The following is a 14,743-nucleotide window of genomic DNA, read 5'->3' on the forward strand; positions in this document are numbered from 1 at the left end:
TTTTTTATAAAAAAGAAGTCCCAAAAATATTGAGACTTCTTTTTTTATTTCAATTGAGCATGAATAGTCCACACTAAGTCACCTAAATGTTCTTCATCGCTCTCTTTAGTAACTTGTCCGAAGAATATTTGCGGTTGTTCAACGTTAACTTGATTAAAGCCTGCATCTTTAAAAAAGTCTTTCACTTCTAGTGGAGTCTTAAAATGAAAACTAAATGAGCTTCGAGACATAAGTTTAAGTAATTTACTACTGTTCCAGATAATACTTGCGAGTTTGTTCTTAACGGGTTCAGGATACAGGTCAGTTAAATAATGAAGCTTTTTAAAGGAAGCACCATAGTGGGCAATGGATTGGATCAGTTGCTTTAATAAGTCTTTATCAAAATAGTTAATTAAACCTTCACTGATGATAACCAATGGGCGGCTAGGGTCAAACACTTCAAACGCTTGTGCGAAAGCCTCGGTAAATAAATCGACCGATAAAATTTCAGGTGCATTTTTTTCAATTTGTTGTAGTGCATTTTGTTTTGTCTGAGCCATATCGGGCAAATCAAGCTCCCGATAGGTAATAGAAGGATAATGCTGCCTAAACCACCAACCACGTGGTGATAAACCACAAGCAATTTCAAGCACCTGTAAATCAGGATGTTCTTGAATTAACTTCTCTAAATCATGATCAAGCATGGTATGGCGCTGTTTAAGCGTCGTGCGCATACTGCCACCGACATATTTCTCTGCCCAAGATTCTAATGGGTGAACTAAATATGCCAACGATTTTCCTTTGTTGGTGGCAAGTGCTTCGTGTGAGATCCCCATTTGATACCAGATATAGCCTGTATAGTGGGCTGTAAAAGAAATGTGGCGGTGTTTTGAAAGGTGTTGTGTCATTCGTCCTGAACTCGATTTATTGTTTTTGTGTGATCTTCATTATTAATAACAATGAAGAAGTTCTAATGCATTGATGGTGAATGAACCTGCATGACGGAGTCCTGTCAATTAGGTTAGCATTCTGGGATGAACTTTCAGTTGGAGTTACTTTCCTTTCGGGAAAAGTAACCAAAACCATTGTCATACGCAAAACCTGTTCACTTTCTGCACCTATCAAATATATTGAAGCAATCAATATCCTTCAGCAGATGAGCAGGTTGCGTATGACTTAACCGCGTATCAGATAGTGAATAGGTTTTTGTAGCCAATTAAAATTTTTACTAACTTAAATCGAATTCTTAAACTCTTCAATGGCAGTTTTGACAGCTTGCCACTCATTTCCAAGCGATAAGGTTTCACCAACTTGGATTTGTGGAATTCGACCACGCATACGTTCTAAACGCTCTTGATTTGGTAACGCTAAGTTGGCAATACCATCGAGTGCTGTACATGCTGCACTACGGTCATTACACACTAGCCCCATATCACAACCAGCTGCCAAAGCTGCTTGAATACGCGCATCTGCACCACCAGCGACACATGCAGCTTGCATGCTTAAGTCATCAGAGAAAAGTACGCCATTAAACTTCAAGCGATTACGAAGGACTTCTTGAATCCAGAAAGGTGAGAAACCTGCCGGATTTGGGTCAACCTTGTCGTAAATTACATGTGCCGGCATGAGCGCATCGAGCTCAGGCATAAGCTTAATGAAGCTTTGCATGTCATGGTTATAAATTTCATCATAGCTACGGCTGTCAATTGCGGCTGCGACATGTGAGTCTGCTTTGACCGAACCGTGACCCGGGAAGTGCTTACCGGTATTTGCCATGCCGGCTTTTTTCATACCGCGCATAAATGCACCAGCAAGCGGAGCAATATCTTCAATATTTTTAGAGAAGCCACGGTCGCCAATGACATCACTAATCGCATTAAGGTCTAAAACTGGTGCAAAACTAAAATCGATCCCGACAGCTAAGACTTCAGTTGCCATTAACCAGCCACACTGTTCAGCCAGTTCAAGAGCCTTTTGTGGTTGAGTGATATAAAGTTCGCCAAAGCGGCCCATGGCTGGCAATAGCGTAAAGCCAGATTTTAAACGTTGAACACGGCCGCCTTCTTGGTCGACAGCAATTAAAATATCTGGGCGAACTTGGCGCATATGGTCGGTTAAAGCACGGACTTGTTGTGGTGATTCAATATTTCGTGCAAATAAAATCATGCCACCGACTTGCGGAGCTTGTAATAGTTCAATATCTTCTTTAGTAAGTTCTGTGCCGGCAATGTCCAGCATCAACGCGCCAATCATATTGGTTCCATTTGAATTTTGATTGAAAAACAATAAGCGAATTTTGCAATGATTTGCTACATTTTGTCAGTACAGAATATGATAAAACTACACGGTATAAACAATTTAGTTGGTTAAGATGTTGAATCTGCTTAGTTCATATCGAAAACAGAGCGTGTAAGATACGAACACCCAAGGAAGTATTAAGAATTTATGAAACTTCAAACTATAGCTTGTGCAGTAGCAATCGCGACTGGCGGTTTATTCTTCTCTCATACGATGAACGAAGCAAGAGCAGCAACCAATACAGCTGCTGTTTCTCAATCGATACAGCCAACGCAAGAGCAGGCCTTGGTGGCTCGTCAACTGGCAACTTTAGTTGATCGCCAACATTATTTAAATATGCGTTTGGATGCGAATACATCTAACCGTATTCTCGATATGTATTTAGATAGTCTTGATCCAGACCATTCATTATTTTTAGACGCTGAAGTTCAAAATTATAAAAAGCTCTATGGTTCAAATTTTGGTGCTTCATTAAAAGCGGGGAATTTAACTGGACCGTTTGCTATTCACCAGCAATATCGTGAACGCTTAAAACAATTTTATGAGTTCATGCTTGCTGAGTTAAAGAAACCACAAAATTTAAAACAGCCAAATACTTTTATTGAAGTAGATCGCGAAAAAGCACCGTATTTTAAAACATCGGCCGAGCAGCAAAATCACTGGCGTAAAATGTTAGTTTCGCAGTTAATTAATTTAACGATTAGCCGTGAAGAAGAGCAGGCGAAACAAAAGGCATTAAAAGAAAATCCATCACTTGCTGATGGTCAAGACTTAACAGGCCCAGAAGATTTAACACCGGCTCAGACTTTGACCAAGCGTTATACACGTCAGCTTGAAAGAATTAGCCGTGTGAAAAGCGACGATGTTTTAGATAAAACATTAAATGCAATGTTGGCGACTTATGATCCACATAGTAACTATTATCCGCCAATTGATGCGATAGAACTGAACCGCCAAACGACCTTACAACTTGAAGGTATTGGGGTATCGATTCGTCCAGAGCGTGGCAATGAAGATTACACCAAGATTGAAACCATTGTAGAAGGTGGCCCGGCAAGTAAGTCCGGTCAAGTGAAATCAGGAGACCGAATCGTTGGTGTCGCTCAAGAGGGCGGTAAAATGATTGATGTGGTCGGCTGGTCGAGTTCAGAAATTGTTGGGTTGATCCGTGGTAAGCGTGGCACAAAAGTAACGCTGAAACTTCTTGGTGCTGGCGCGTCAATGAGTCAGGCACGCAATGTGACCTTGGTGCGTGATGTCATTCAAGAAGAAGATGCGGGCGTCCGTTCACGTACAGTTGAAGTAACACGTGATGGTAAAAAACATCTATTAGGTGTCATTGAAATTCCATCTTTCTATTTCGACTATCGTTCACGTCGTGCTGGTCAGCAATATCGTTCAGTTTCTGAAGATACTGCAAATGCGTTTGAGGCTTTAAAAGCTAAGAAAGTAGAAGGTATTATTATTGACTTGCGTAATGACCCAGGTGGTTCATTAGAAGAAGTTGCACGTATGCTTGGACAGGTAATTAAGTCAGGTCCGGTTGTGCAAATTCGTGACGGCAATGGCAATGTAAGTGTATTTGAAGACAACGATGGTGGTCAGCAAATCTATACAGGTCCACTCGCTGTATTGGTGAACTTGGCATCGGCATCTGCAAGTGAAATTTACTCTGCTGCAATTCAAGATTATGAGCGTGGCATTATCATTGGTAGTACAACCACAGGTAAAGGTACAGCTCAAGTTCAACTTGATACTTTGGCATATGGTCAAGCAACCTTAACTCAGCGTAAATTCTACCGTGTTACCGGTGGTAGTACGCAAAACAAAGGTGTAGTGCCAGACATTAAGCTTGTTGATATCTATAACGAAGAGTTTGGTGAGCGTAAATCGAAAAATGCGTTAAAGTGGGATACGATTCCAACTGCACCATTTAAACGTGAAGGTTCTGTTCAGCCATATGTGGCGAAGTTGTCTCAACTTTCAGAGCAACGTGTAGCAGTGGATCCTCAGTTTAAATATTTAAATAAACGTACGGCAATTGCGAAGGTAACTAGCGATCAGAAACAAGTTGTTCTTGATATTGATAAGCGCCGCGCAGAGCTTCTGAGTTTAGAAAAGCAAACTTTAGATGCTGAAAATGAACGCCGTGTAGCGACAGGTCAAAAACCTTTTGCTAACTGGGAAAGCTATCAGGCTTCATTAGATGCCTTGGCTGAATCTCGTGCCAAAATGAAAGCCAACCAACGTCCTGCATTGCCAGAAGAAGAAACATTTGTGAATGAAGCAGCAAATGTACTTATGGATTATGCAAAATTGCAGAACCGTTAAGTTTTTTGTCTGTTTATAAAAAAGCACGCTGTTCTCAGCGTGCTTTTTTAATTTTTCATGTCAGTAAACTGTCATGCATTTATCATCAAAGTGTCAAGAAAGCTGCTTAATCTTTAAGCATGAAAATAAATACATTGATGGATGGCGCTATGCAAGGCTCATACGCGACAGCACTATTAAAACAACAGCAACTCCCTGAAAGCTTCCACTTCTATTTTAAACAAAAACAGCAGTTGTCTAATACTCAGGAATTGCACCAACTCCACGGGTTGGTTCGTCCTCGTTTAAAAATTGCGATTGTGACAGAGACATGGCCACCAGAAATTAATGGTGTAGCACTTTCGTTATTACAGTTATGTCAAGGTTTGCAAAAACAAGGTCATAAAATTCTACTGGTTCGCCCAGAACAAAAAGCCAAGTGTCATGATTTTCTACCAGAGCAAGAATGTCTCGTCATGTCGCAGGCTATTCCTAAATATCCAACTCTACAATTTGGTTGGCCTCAATATTTAAAAGTTTCAAAAGCTTTTGAAAAATTTGCGCCAGATGTTGTGCACATCGTGACGGAAGGGCCTTTGGGCTTAACTGCCATGCAAGCTGCAAAAGCAAAAGATATTCCGGTCTCTAGTGGCTTTCATTCACCATTTCAAGATTTTAGCCGATTCTTTGATTTGGCTTTTTTAGTTAAGCCGATTCAAAAATATCTTTGCTGGTTTCATAACAATACTCAAGTGACTTGTGTGCCAAGTAAAGATACCGAAGAAGCTTTACGTGGTTTTGGTATTACCTGTCCACTGGTTGTGGTGGGACGAGGGGTCGATACCACACGCTTTTCACCAAAACACCGTTCGGAAAGCTTACGCCAGCAATGGGGTGCCGATGCCGATACTCGTGTCATGCTGTATGTAGGGCGTTTATCACCAGAAAAAGAAGTTCAATTGATAGTTGAAAGCTATGCAGCTATGCAAAATATGCAGCAACATAAAACTAAACTTGTGGTGGTAGGAGATGGCCCAGATCTTGCTCGATTAAAAGCATTACCTGAAGCGACAAATGTCATTTTTACGGGTAGTTTGCGTGGACAAGATTTAGCAATAGCATATGCAAGTGCTGATGTCTTTGTATTTGCGAGTCAGGTTGAAACGTTTGGTAACGTAGTTTTAGAGGCAATGGCAAGCGGTTTGCCTGTTATCGCGTATGATTATGCATGTGCACATCAATATTTAGTCCATAACGTAAGTGGCTGGTTAAGTCCACTTGGACAGAAAAACCATTTTATACAACAAATTTATCAACTCCCTTCAGTACAACAACTTAGAGAAATGGGCATACAAGCCTGTCGTAAAGTACAGCAAAGCGGTTGGCAACTTCCGGTACAGCAATTAGAACAGGCATTTTATCAGGTAGTGAAGGAATCCTCGGTGGACTTCACCTAAGTATCCTAAAATAGGAGAACAACCATGAAATTAAAGAATGCAAAAATAAAAATACTCGATCTAGATTTACGAGGCTGTTTATACCTCAATCATTTTTCCCATTCACAGCGTGTATCTTTATTTTTCAAAATTATTAGCCGTGCGGGCGATGGGCCATTTTGGTACCTCATGCTGGCAATTGTATGGGGAATGCATGGCATTACCTATAGTTTGCAAATTATCTATTTGCTACTTGGCGGTTCAGTCGGAACGGCAATTTATAAATTCTTAAAACATAAAACCACGCGTCCACGCCCTTACCAAGTACATCAGGTGATTGTGCTTGGGGAGAGACCACTTGATCACTTTAGTTTTCCATCAGGCCATACGCTACATGCAGTGATGGTGACAATTGTGTTAGGTTATATCCAGCCTGTGTTGCTAGCTGCCATGTTGCCATTCATGGTGCTTGTGGCATTGTCTCGTATGGTGCTTGGACTTCACTACCCAAGTGATGTGATTGTAGGCGCACTTATTGGTGCGGCAGTAGCAAGTCTGATTATTTTTGTCGCGCCATTATTGGGCATTGCTTTATAACGAACAGTAATTTTTATCAGCTTAAGCTATCGATTACGTTTGTGGATTTGCTAAAGTACACAGTTCGTGATTTAGCAGATTAAACAGATAGGAGCCGCTATGGGCTTACGTTGGACAGATACGATTGATATTGCCATTGAATTGTCAGAAGCACATCCAGAAGTTGATCCGCAATGGATTCGTTTTACCGATTTACATGCATGGGTATGTGCGTTACCAGACTTTAGTGATGACCCAAATAAATCAACCGAAGGATTGCTAGAAGCCATCCAAATGGCTTGGTTAGATGAAGTTCGCTAAAAACAGTAGAAAAAATCGCAACTTTTACACATTCAAAGCTGATTATTGCCTATGACATCGGTATAATGCGGCAAATTTTTTAAAGTTTAAATCTTAAAATAAAGGAGCCACTCATGGCAATTGAACGTACTTTGTCTATCGTAAAGCCAGATGCTGTGTCTAAAAACCACATCGGTGAAATTTTTGCTCGTTTCGAAAAAGCGGGTTTAAAAATTGTTGCGACTAAAATGAAACACCTTTCTCAAGCTGATGCTGAAGGTTTCTATGCAGAGCACAAAGAACGCGGTTTCTTTGGTGACTTAGTTGCATTCATGACTTCTGGTCCAGTTGTAGTATCTGTTCTTGAAGGTGAAAACGCAGTTCTTGCTCACCGTGAAATTTTAGGTGCTACAAACCCTAAAGAAGCGGCTCCTGGTACTATCCGTGCTGATTTCGCTGTAAGCATCGACGAAAATGCTGCTCACGGTTCTGACTCAGTTGCTTCTGCAGAGCGTGAAATTGCTTACTTCTTTGCTGACAACGAGATCTGCCCACGCACTCGTTAATCGAAAGCATTCAAACCAGATAAGTGGTATACTACTTATCTGGTTTTTTTATTCTCTCAAGAGCATATTGTTTGATTCTTGAACAATATATTCTTTTTTTGACATGGTTTAGGTAAATACACATGAGTTCTGCAGTGGTCGTTTCATCTGAAAATCTTGATGGACAGCAGCAATCTTCGTCCACGCCAGCATCGCCTGCTGCCGAAAAAGTGAATTTACTCGGCATGTCACGCGCTCAATTAGAAAAATTCTTTGAAGATATTGGTGAGAAAAAGTTTCGTGCCGGGCAGGTTATGAAATGGATTCATCAATATTTTGTCACTGATTTTGCTGAAATGACCAATATTTCAGGCAAATTGCGCGCAAAGCTTGAACAAATTTGTGAAATTAAAGCCCCTGAAGTGGTTCACCGTCATTATTCAAAAGACGGAACACGTAAATGGGTGTTTCGCGTAGGTGAAGGTTCTGGCTCTTTAGTAGAAACTGTATTAATTCCTGCCGAAGATAAAACTGGTTCACGCAAAACCTTATGTATTTCTTCACAAGTGGGCTGCGCATTAGACTGCTCATTTTGTTCAACAGGTAAGCAAGGTTTTCAGCGCGATTTAACGCCAGATGAAATTATTGGGCAACTTTGGATGGCAAACTATTCCTATATGGAAGAAGTGCCTGTTGCCGAGCGCGAGCGTTCAGTAACTAATGTGGTGATGATGGGTATGGGTGAGCCATTACTCAACTATGATGCTGTATTAAGCTCAATGCACATTATGCTTGATGACTTTGCTTATGGCATGTCAAAACGTCGCGTGACTTTGTCAACGTCTGGTGTTGTACCGAAAATTGACCAACTTGCACAAGATATTGATGTTGCATTAGCAATTTCTTTACATGCACCAAACGATGAACTACGTAATGAACTTGTACCTATTAATAAAAAATATCCATTGGCTCAGTTGATTGCAGCGTGTCAGCGTTATATTGCCAAAGATGGTAATGAAAGTGCGCGTAAACATGTGACTATTGAATATGTGATGTTAGAAGGCGTAAATGATCAGCCTGAACATGCACAGCAGTTACTTAAGTTGCTTAAAAACTTACCAAGTAAAATTAATTTAATTCCATTTAATCCATTCCCTCATGCGCCATATGGTCGCTCAAGTCGAAATCGTATTATCTCGTTCCAAAAAACTTTGTCTGATGCCGGATTTGTGTGTACGATTCGTCAAACACGTGGTGATGATATTGACGCTGCATGTGGACAGTTAGTGGGTCAAGTTGCTGACCGTACGCGCCGTGCTGAGCAGTGGCAAAAGAAAGTAGCGCAGCGACAAGAGATTTTACGTACACAAGGATAAAGTTGAGGGCAGACTTTGAGTACTCCGAAGTTAAAGATCATGTTATGTATGGGGGTTGCTGTTGCATTTCTGGCCAGTGGTTGTCAGTCTTCGCCAACGCTTAAAAAGGACCCGGAAAAAGCAGTTAAGGTGCGTACGCAGCTTGCCGCTGAATACATTCGTTCTGGTGACTTGGACTCTGCAAAGCGTTCCCTTGACCAAGCTTTAAGTGTCGATAGTCGTGATGCAACGGCAAATATGATGATGGGTATTTTATTGCAACAAGAAGGCAGTAAACCCAATTTAGAAAAAGCAGAACATTATTTTAAACGTGCAATTTCATCTGAGCCAGATAATGCTCAGGCGCGTAATAATTATGGTACGTATTTGTACCAAATGGAGCGTTATAATGATGCCATTGAGCAATTCCGTATTGCTGGTGCAACATTAGGTTATGATCAACGCTATCAAGCCTTAGAAAATCTAGGGCGGATTTATTTAAAATTAGGTGATATTGCGAGTGCTGAAAAAACATTCAAACAAGCACTCCTTGCTAACCGCGATTCTTACATTTCAATGTTAGAGTTAGCAGAAATTTTTTATTTGCAGCAGCAGATTCCGGCTGCTACACAAATGTATGAACAATACGTTCGTACAGTGGGGCAGAAAAATCAGGGTGCTCGCGCACTTTGGATTGGTTTAAGAGTGGCTCGAGCCAATGCGGATAAAATGGGAATGCAAGTTTTAGTAAACCAGTTACGTGCTTTATTCCCGGAAAGTCCAGAATATCAACGTTATTTGCAATTACAGTATAGTACTGAGGCCGTATGGAAATAAATCCTAATTCACAGCAGCCAACTGGCTCAAGCTTACCGACTTCTGCTTTAGGAAATATTCAACGTCCTGGTGAGTATTTACGTCAAATTCGTGTTTCTCAGAAAAAAGAATTAGAGCAAGTATCTTCTGATTTAAATATGCCGCTTAAAACGCTTAATGCGTTAGAGCAAGACGATTATAAATCTTTGCCAGAAGCGACTTTTATCAAAGGCTATTATCGTTCTTATGCGAAGTATTTAAATACTGATGCAACTGCAATTATTCAGCGTTTTGATGAAATTTATGCGAACGATACAGGTCTTTTGCCAAATCATGCTTTAAACAACTCACCAATTAAAATCATGGGTAAATTACCGGGTTCTAATAGTGATCGTAACAAAAAATGGTTAAAGCGTGCGTTACTTACGATTTTGATTATTGCTGTCGTGTCATTGATTGTGATGGGTGTCCAAAAATGGACTTCAAACAAAGAAGAAGCTGATGTGCCAAAAGCCAATCAGTCTAATGTTGAAGTTTTACCTATGAAAGGAAGTGCCTCTGCAACAGCGGGTGATCAATTGGTGTTAAACTTTAACCGTCCAACTTCTGTTCATATTGTAGATGCAACAGGCAAGGTTTTAGCGACGGGTCGTCAGGCATCGACTTTAACCTTAAATGGTGAGTCTCCATTCCAGATTCGTCTTGATGATGCAACAGCTGTGTCATTAAGTCTAAACCAAGAACAGATTTCATTGTCTCCATATACGGTAAACGGTAAAGCTGAATTCCGTTTATCCCGCTAATACCATGAGTTGAGCGATACAATGATAGAGAACCCAATTAAACGTCGACCAACACGTAAAATCCGTGTTGGTTCGGTCTATGTCGGTGGCGATGCACCTATTAGCGTGCAAAGTATGACAAATACCGAAACTTGCGATGTCGATGCAACTGTTGCTCAGATTGAGCGTTGTGTTGACGCAGGTGCAGATATTATGCGTGTTTCAGTTCCTTCTATGGAAGCAGCTGAAGCCTTTGGTGCGATCCGCAAACGTGTTTCAGTTCCATTAGTGGCTGATATTCACTTTGACCATAGAATTGCCTTGGCAGTTGCAGACTATGGTGCAGACTGTTTGCGTATTAACCCGGGTAATATTGGTTCAGATCAAAAAGTTCGTGAAGTTGTTGCTGCTGCACGCCATCACGGCATTTCTATGCGTATTGGTGTGAATGCGGGTTCTCTAGAAAAAGATTTACAGAAAAAATATGGCGAGCCAACAGGGCAGGCACTGCTTGAGTCAGCTTTACGTCATATCGATATTTTAGACCGTCTAGATTTCCATGAGTTTAAAGTCAGCGTAAAAGCATCAAATGTGTTTTTAACCATGGATGCTTATCGTTTGCTTTCTCAGCAAATCGACAATCCATTGCACCTTGGTGTGACTGAAGCTGGTATTTACCGTACAGGTACTGTGAAATCAGCGATTGCTCTTGGTGGATTATTGATGGAAGGTATTGGCGATACCATGCGTATTTCGCTTGCTGCTGAACCAGAAGATGAAATCAAGATCGGTTTTGACATCTTGAAATCGCTTGGTCTACGTTCTAACGGTATTAACTTTATTGCTTGTCCAAGTTGTTCTCGCCAAGAATTTAACGTGATTCAGGTGATGCAAGCCTTAGAAGAGCGCCTAGAAGATATACGTACGCCAATGGATGTTTCAGTTATTGGTTGTAAGGTAAATGGCCCAGGTGAAGCAAAAGAAGCAGATATCGGGGTTGTTGGGGCTGCGCCTCGTTCACTGGTTTATCGTAATGGTGAGAAAAGCCATTTAATTGATACCAATCAATTGGTTGATGAAATCGAAACTATGGTTCGTCAACGTGTTCAAGAGCTTGAAGAAGCTAAATCTAAAGAAATTATTCGTAGTTCATCATGAGTTCAATTGTCGCAATCAAAGGTTTTAATGACGTTTTACCAACGCAAACAGCAGCGTGGAGACGTCTCGAGCAGCATTTAGCATCGTTAATGGATGCTTATGGTTACCAACAAATTCGTTTGCCGATCGTTGAACAAACGGGACTGTTTAAACGTGCTATTGGTGATGCAACCGATATCGTTGAAAAAGAAATGTATACATTCTTCGATAAAGGAAACCCACCTGAATCATTAACTTTGCGTCCGGAAGGAACAGCTGGTTGTGTACGTGCTTTGGTTGAACATAACTTGTTGCGTGGTGCTACGCCGCGTGTGTGGTATATGGGACCTATGTTCCGTTATGAAAAACCACAAAAAGGCCGTTATCGTCAGTTCCATCAGTTTGGTGTAGAAACTTTTGGTGTGGCAACTCCTGATATTGATGCTGAATTGATTCTGTTAACAGCTCGTTTGTGGAAACGTATGGGCGTTGATCATATGGTTCAGCTTGAGTTGAATACTCTAGGTGAAACCGATGAGCGTACAGAATATCGTAATGCTTTGGTTGCCTTCTTAAATGAACATAAAGATGCTTTGGATGAAGATTCACAGCGCCGTTTAACAACAAACCCATTACGTATTTTAGATTCTAAAATTGAATCGACTCAGAAAATTTTGGAAAATGCGCCGAAATTACACGACTTTTTAAAAGAAGACAGTCTAAACCACTTCCAGCAATTACAAGATTATTTGACTGCTGCGGGCGTTAAATTTGTAATTAATCAAAAACTGGTACGTGGTTTAGATTATTACAATAAAACTGTTTTTGAGTGGACAACAACAGCTTTAGGTTCGCAGGGTACGGTATGTGCAGGTGGGCGCTATGACGGCTTGGTTGGCCAACTAAAAGGCAAGGCTGATCAGTCTGTACCAGCAGTTGGTTTTGCAATGGGTATGGAGCGTTTATTGCTTCTACTTGAGCAAGTTGAAAAAGTTGAAATTGTACGTGATTGTGAAGTTTTCTTGGTAGCAGAGCCAGCTTATCAATCTAAAGCATTAGTTTTGGCAGAACAATTACGTGATCAGTTAGAAGCTGCAAATAGTAACATTCGCATTAAAACTGGTTCACAAGGCAGCATGAAGAGTCAGATGAAAAAGGCTGATCAGGCTGGGGCCGTTTACGCCATGATTTTGGGTGAACGTGAATGGGAAGCACAGCAGCTTGCTCTCAAAGAGTTGGCAACAGCTGAGCAGACACAAGTTGCACTAGCTGAACTCGTACCATTCTTAATTGAAAAATTTACAAAATAAACTGAAACATCTGGAAAAGGACAATCATATGAGCTTAAGTGATGAAGAACAATTCGACAGCTTAAAGTCGTTCGCCAAAAAATATGGTTCTGCCATGATTAGCGGGATTCTCATTGCATTGATTGCCTTTTTCGGGTGGGAATATTGGCAAAAAAGAAACCTTGCAACAAGTCAGACAGAAACTGCAAAAGTACAGCAGTTAATGGATGAAGCAAATGCAACAGCCGATAATCCAAATGCTTTAGCTTCAATAACAGCATCGGCAGATAAACTTGTAAAAGACGATATTGATTCAGTTCAGGCGATACAAACTCAATTTGTATTAGCAAAGCTTGCATATGAAAAACAAGATTATGCTGCTGCTGAAAAAGCTTTGAAAAAAGTTGAAAACTCAAAAGTAAAAGATGAAGGACTGATTCAGGTTGTAAAATTGCGTTTAGCAGATGCACAATTAGCGCAAAACAAATATGATGAAGCTCTAAAAACCTTGTCTGGTAATGTCGATCCGGCATTTAAAGCAACAGTAGAAGAGTTACGTGGTGATATCTTTGTTGCTAAGAAAGATATTGATTCTGCTAAAAAAGAGTATCAAGCTGCATGGGATTCGTTACTGGAACGTAAACAAGAGCGACAAATTTTACAAATTAAACTCGAAAGTGTTGGCGTTTTAGTTGAAGATCCACAGATTGAGCGCCCAATTTTGGAAACACAGGTGGAAGAGTCTTAATGAATCAGAAATTCAAACTGCCTTTGGCAATTGCAATCGCATCAGCTGTACTGGTGGGATGTTCTAGCAACAAAGTAAAAGAAGCAAAACCAAATCCACTACCGAAATTGACTGAGTCGAAAAAGGCTCTGGTACCGGTGTTTTCGCGCAGTGTTTCTTCTACAAATAAGGCAGATCCATTACGTTTACAACTTGACGCTAGTGACGGTGTTGTTTTTACGCTTGACCCTAAGGGTGAAGTTGCTGCATATCGTGGCAAACAACGTCTTTGGGAGAAAAAAGTCAGTAAATTGGGCTTAAGCTCTGGTGTTGAAGCAGCTGAAGGTATTGTTGTTGTTGGTAACAGCAAAGGTCAATTATTTGCTTTAGATCAAGCGACAGGTGAACAAAAATGGACTGCACAATTATCTGGTGCATTATTAAGTCCTTCTTTAGTTCAATCTGGACGTGTGATTACGATTGCAAACGACGGTACCGTATTTGCACATGATGCGTCATCAGGACAACAAGTTTGGGCATACAAATTGCCAAACGTTCAGTTCAGTTTACGCGGTCAACCATCGCCAGTAAGTCTTGACCCACGTACTGTTTTAATTGCTTCTGCAAATGCATATGTTTATGCAATTGATACGATTAGTGGTATCCCACGTTTCCAACGTCGTGTTGCGGTAAGTGAAGGTCGTTCTGATATTCAACGTCTAATTGATATTGATGGTGATCCGGTTGTTGCAGGCCAACTCATGGTTACAACCAGCTTCCAAGGTCAAGTCACAGTGACTGATTTGGCTTCTCAACGTGTAGTTTGGAGTGAAGATTCAAGCAGCACCAAGCGTCCAGAAGTTTATGACAATAAAGTATTTGTTTCATCAACTGATGGCAAGTTGACTGCTTATGATTTATCTACAGGCGAGAAGCTTTGGGAAAATGATAGCTTGTTGAATCGTCATTTAAGTAACCCTGTTGTGTTGGGATCGGACCTTATTGTTGGCGATTTGGATGGTGTTTTACACCTGATCGACCCAGCAACTGGTAAATTGGTAGGTCGTTCTAAAACAAGTGGTGAGGTTAATACTTTACGTGTTATTGAGAATCAACTCTACGTTTCGACCCGAAAAGGCGATTTAAGTATTTGGCAGAATCGTTAATTTTGTTCGCTTGTGCTAAAATAGCCG

General features: G+C 40.8%; 14 protein-coding genes. 12 read left to right on the top strand and 2 right to left on the bottom strand.

From position 1 onward, the window contains the following. Positions 1-44 precede the first annotated feature (44 nt). Together CSB87_RS12200 and nagZ are read right to left on the bottom strand one after the other, a co-directional pair. A complete protein-coding gene (locus tag CSB87_RS12200) occupies positions 45-887 on the bottom strand; it encodes a class I SAM-dependent methyltransferase (RefSeq protein ID WP_006582206.1) in 843 nt (280 codons plus the stop codon). Positions 888-1,212: 325 nt separating this feature from the next. After that, entirely contained in the window at positions 1,213-2,232 is a 1,020-nt protein-coding gene (gene nagZ / locus CSB87_RS12210; protein WP_006582205.1) for a beta-N-acetylhexosaminidase, read from the bottom strand. Positions 2,233-2,424: 192 nt separating this feature from the next. Between nagZ and CSB87_RS12215 the strand changes: the two genes are divergently transcribed. The 12 genes from CSB87_RS12215 (at position 2,425) to bamB (ending at position 14,716) form a co-directional block, all read left to right on the top strand. Then, positions 2,425-4,608: a carboxy terminal-processing peptidase gene (locus CSB87_RS12215; RefSeq protein WP_004710662.1), complete on the top strand. Its 2,184-nt coding sequence runs from the start codon at positions 2,425-2,427 to the stop codon at positions 4,606-4,608. Between the two features lie 137 nt (positions 4,609-4,745). Next, positions 4,746-6,044 carry a glycosyltransferase family 4 protein gene (locus tag CSB87_RS12220; protein WP_023188485.1) on the top strand — a complete coding sequence of 433 codons (1,299 nt, stop codon included), beginning with the start codon at positions 4,746-4,748 and terminating at the stop codon, positions 6,042-6,044. Between the two features lie 24 nt (positions 6,045-6,068). Next, positions 6,069-6,620, top strand: a complete 552-nt coding sequence (locus CSB87_RS12225; RefSeq protein ID WP_006582204.1) for a phosphatase PAP2 family protein — start codon at positions 6,069-6,071, stop codon at positions 6,618-6,620. A gap of 99 nt (positions 6,621-6,719) precedes the next feature. Continuing rightward, entirely contained in the window at positions 6,720-6,920 is a 201-nt protein-coding gene (gene iscX, locus CSB87_RS12230; protein ID WP_000524329.1) for a Fe-S cluster assembly protein IscX, read from the top strand. A gap of 113 nt (positions 6,921-7,033) precedes the next feature. Further along, positions 7,034-7,465 carry a nucleoside-diphosphate kinase gene (ndk, locus tag CSB87_RS12235; RefSeq protein ID WP_000963851.1) on the top strand — a complete coding sequence of 144 codons (432 nt, stop codon included), beginning with the start codon at positions 7,034-7,036 and terminating at the stop codon, positions 7,463-7,465. Between the two features lie 122 nt (positions 7,466-7,587). Then, a complete protein-coding gene (rlmN, locus tag CSB87_RS12240) occupies positions 7,588-8,820 on the top strand; it encodes a 23S rRNA (adenine(2503)-C(2))-methyltransferase RlmN (protein WP_002053401.1) in 1,233 nt (410 codons plus the stop codon). Between the two features lie 15 nt (positions 8,821-8,835). Beyond that, positions 8,836-9,636 (top strand): type IV pilus biogenesis/stability protein PilW, encoded by an 801-nt coding sequence (gene pilW, locus CSB87_RS12245; protein WP_004710659.1) that lies wholly within the window; start codon positions 8,836-8,838, stop codon positions 9,634-9,636. Beyond that, complete coding sequence (locus CSB87_RS12250; protein ID WP_006582203.1) at positions 9,627-10,418, top strand: helix-turn-helix domain-containing protein; 792 nt, start codon at positions 9,627-9,629, stop codon at positions 10,416-10,418. Before pilW ends, CSB87_RS12250 begins: the two co-directional genes overlap by 10 nt. 21 nt (positions 10,419-10,439) lie before the next feature. After that, a complete protein-coding gene (gene ispG / locus CSB87_RS12255; protein WP_000572095.1) occupies positions 10,440-11,555 on the top strand; it encodes a flavodoxin-dependent (E)-4-hydroxy-3-methylbut-2-enyl-diphosphate synthase in 1,116 nt (371 codons plus the stop codon). Then, a complete protein-coding gene (gene hisS / locus CSB87_RS12260) occupies positions 11,552-12,844 on the top strand; it encodes a histidine--tRNA ligase (protein WP_006582202.1) in 1,293 nt (430 codons plus the stop codon). Before ispG ends, hisS begins: the two co-directional genes overlap by 4 nt. 28 nt (positions 12,845-12,872) lie before the next feature. After that, positions 12,873-13,571 carry a YfgM family protein gene (locus tag CSB87_RS12265; protein ID WP_006582201.1) on the top strand — a complete coding sequence of 233 codons (699 nt, stop codon included), beginning with the start codon at positions 12,873-12,875 and terminating at the stop codon, positions 13,569-13,571. Continuing rightward, positions 13,571-14,716, top strand: a complete 1,146-nt coding sequence (bamB, locus tag CSB87_RS12270; protein WP_004883298.1) for an outer membrane protein assembly factor BamB — start codon at positions 13,571-13,573, stop codon at positions 14,714-14,716. Before CSB87_RS12265 ends, bamB begins: the two co-directional genes overlap by 1 nt. Positions 14,717-14,743: the final 27 nt, after the last annotated feature.

Source organism: Acinetobacter sp. AR_0276 (genome assembly GCF_003000705.1).
Classification (GTDB): Bacteria; Pseudomonadota; Gammaproteobacteria; order Pseudomonadales; family Moraxellaceae; genus Acinetobacter; species Acinetobacter nosocomialis.

Bases quoted from the DNA above. Each gene is read 5' to 3' on its own strand.
- nagZ (WP_006582205.1), bottom strand. From the start codon at position 2,232: ATGATTGGCGCGTTGATGCTGGACATTGCCGGCACAGAACTTACTAAA.
- hisS (WP_006582202.1), top strand. From the start codon at position 11,552: ATGAGTTCAATTGTCGCAATCAAAGGTTTTAATGACGTTTTACCAACG.
- rlmN (WP_002053401.1), top strand. From the start codon at position 7,588: ATGAGTTCTGCAGTGGTCGTTTCATCTGAAAATCTTGATGGACAGCAG.
- ispG (WP_000572095.1), top strand. From the start codon at position 10,440: ATGATAGAGAACCCAATTAAACGTCGACCAACACGTAAAATCCGTGTT.
- ndk (WP_000963851.1), top strand. From the start codon at position 7,034: ATGGCAATTGAACGTACTTTGTCTATCGTAAAGCCAGATGCTGTGTCT.
- CSB87_RS12220 (WP_023188485.1), top strand. From the start codon at position 4,746: ATGGATGGCGCTATGCAAGGCTCATACGCGACAGCACTATTAAAACAA.
- CSB87_RS12215 (WP_004710662.1), top strand. From the start codon at position 2,425: ATGAAACTTCAAACTATAGCTTGTGCAGTAGCAATCGCGACTGGCGGT.
- bamB (WP_004883298.1), top strand. From the start codon at position 13,571: ATGAATCAGAAATTCAAACTGCCTTTGGCAATTGCAATCGCATCAGCT.
- CSB87_RS12250 (WP_006582203.1), top strand. From the start codon at position 9,627: ATGGAAATAAATCCTAATTCACAGCAGCCAACTGGCTCAAGCTTACCG.
- CSB87_RS12200 (WP_006582206.1), bottom strand. From the start codon at position 887: ATGACACAACACCTTTCAAAACACCGCCACATTTCTTTTACAGCCCAC.
- iscX (WP_000524329.1), top strand. From the start codon at position 6,720: ATGGGCTTACGTTGGACAGATACGATTGATATTGCCATTGAATTGTCA.
- CSB87_RS12225 (WP_006582204.1), top strand. From the start codon at position 6,069: ATGAAATTAAAGAATGCAAAAATAAAAATACTCGATCTAGATTTACGA.
- CSB87_RS12265 (WP_006582201.1), top strand. From the start codon at position 12,873: ATGAGCTTAAGTGATGAAGAACAATTCGACAGCTTAAAGTCGTTCGCC.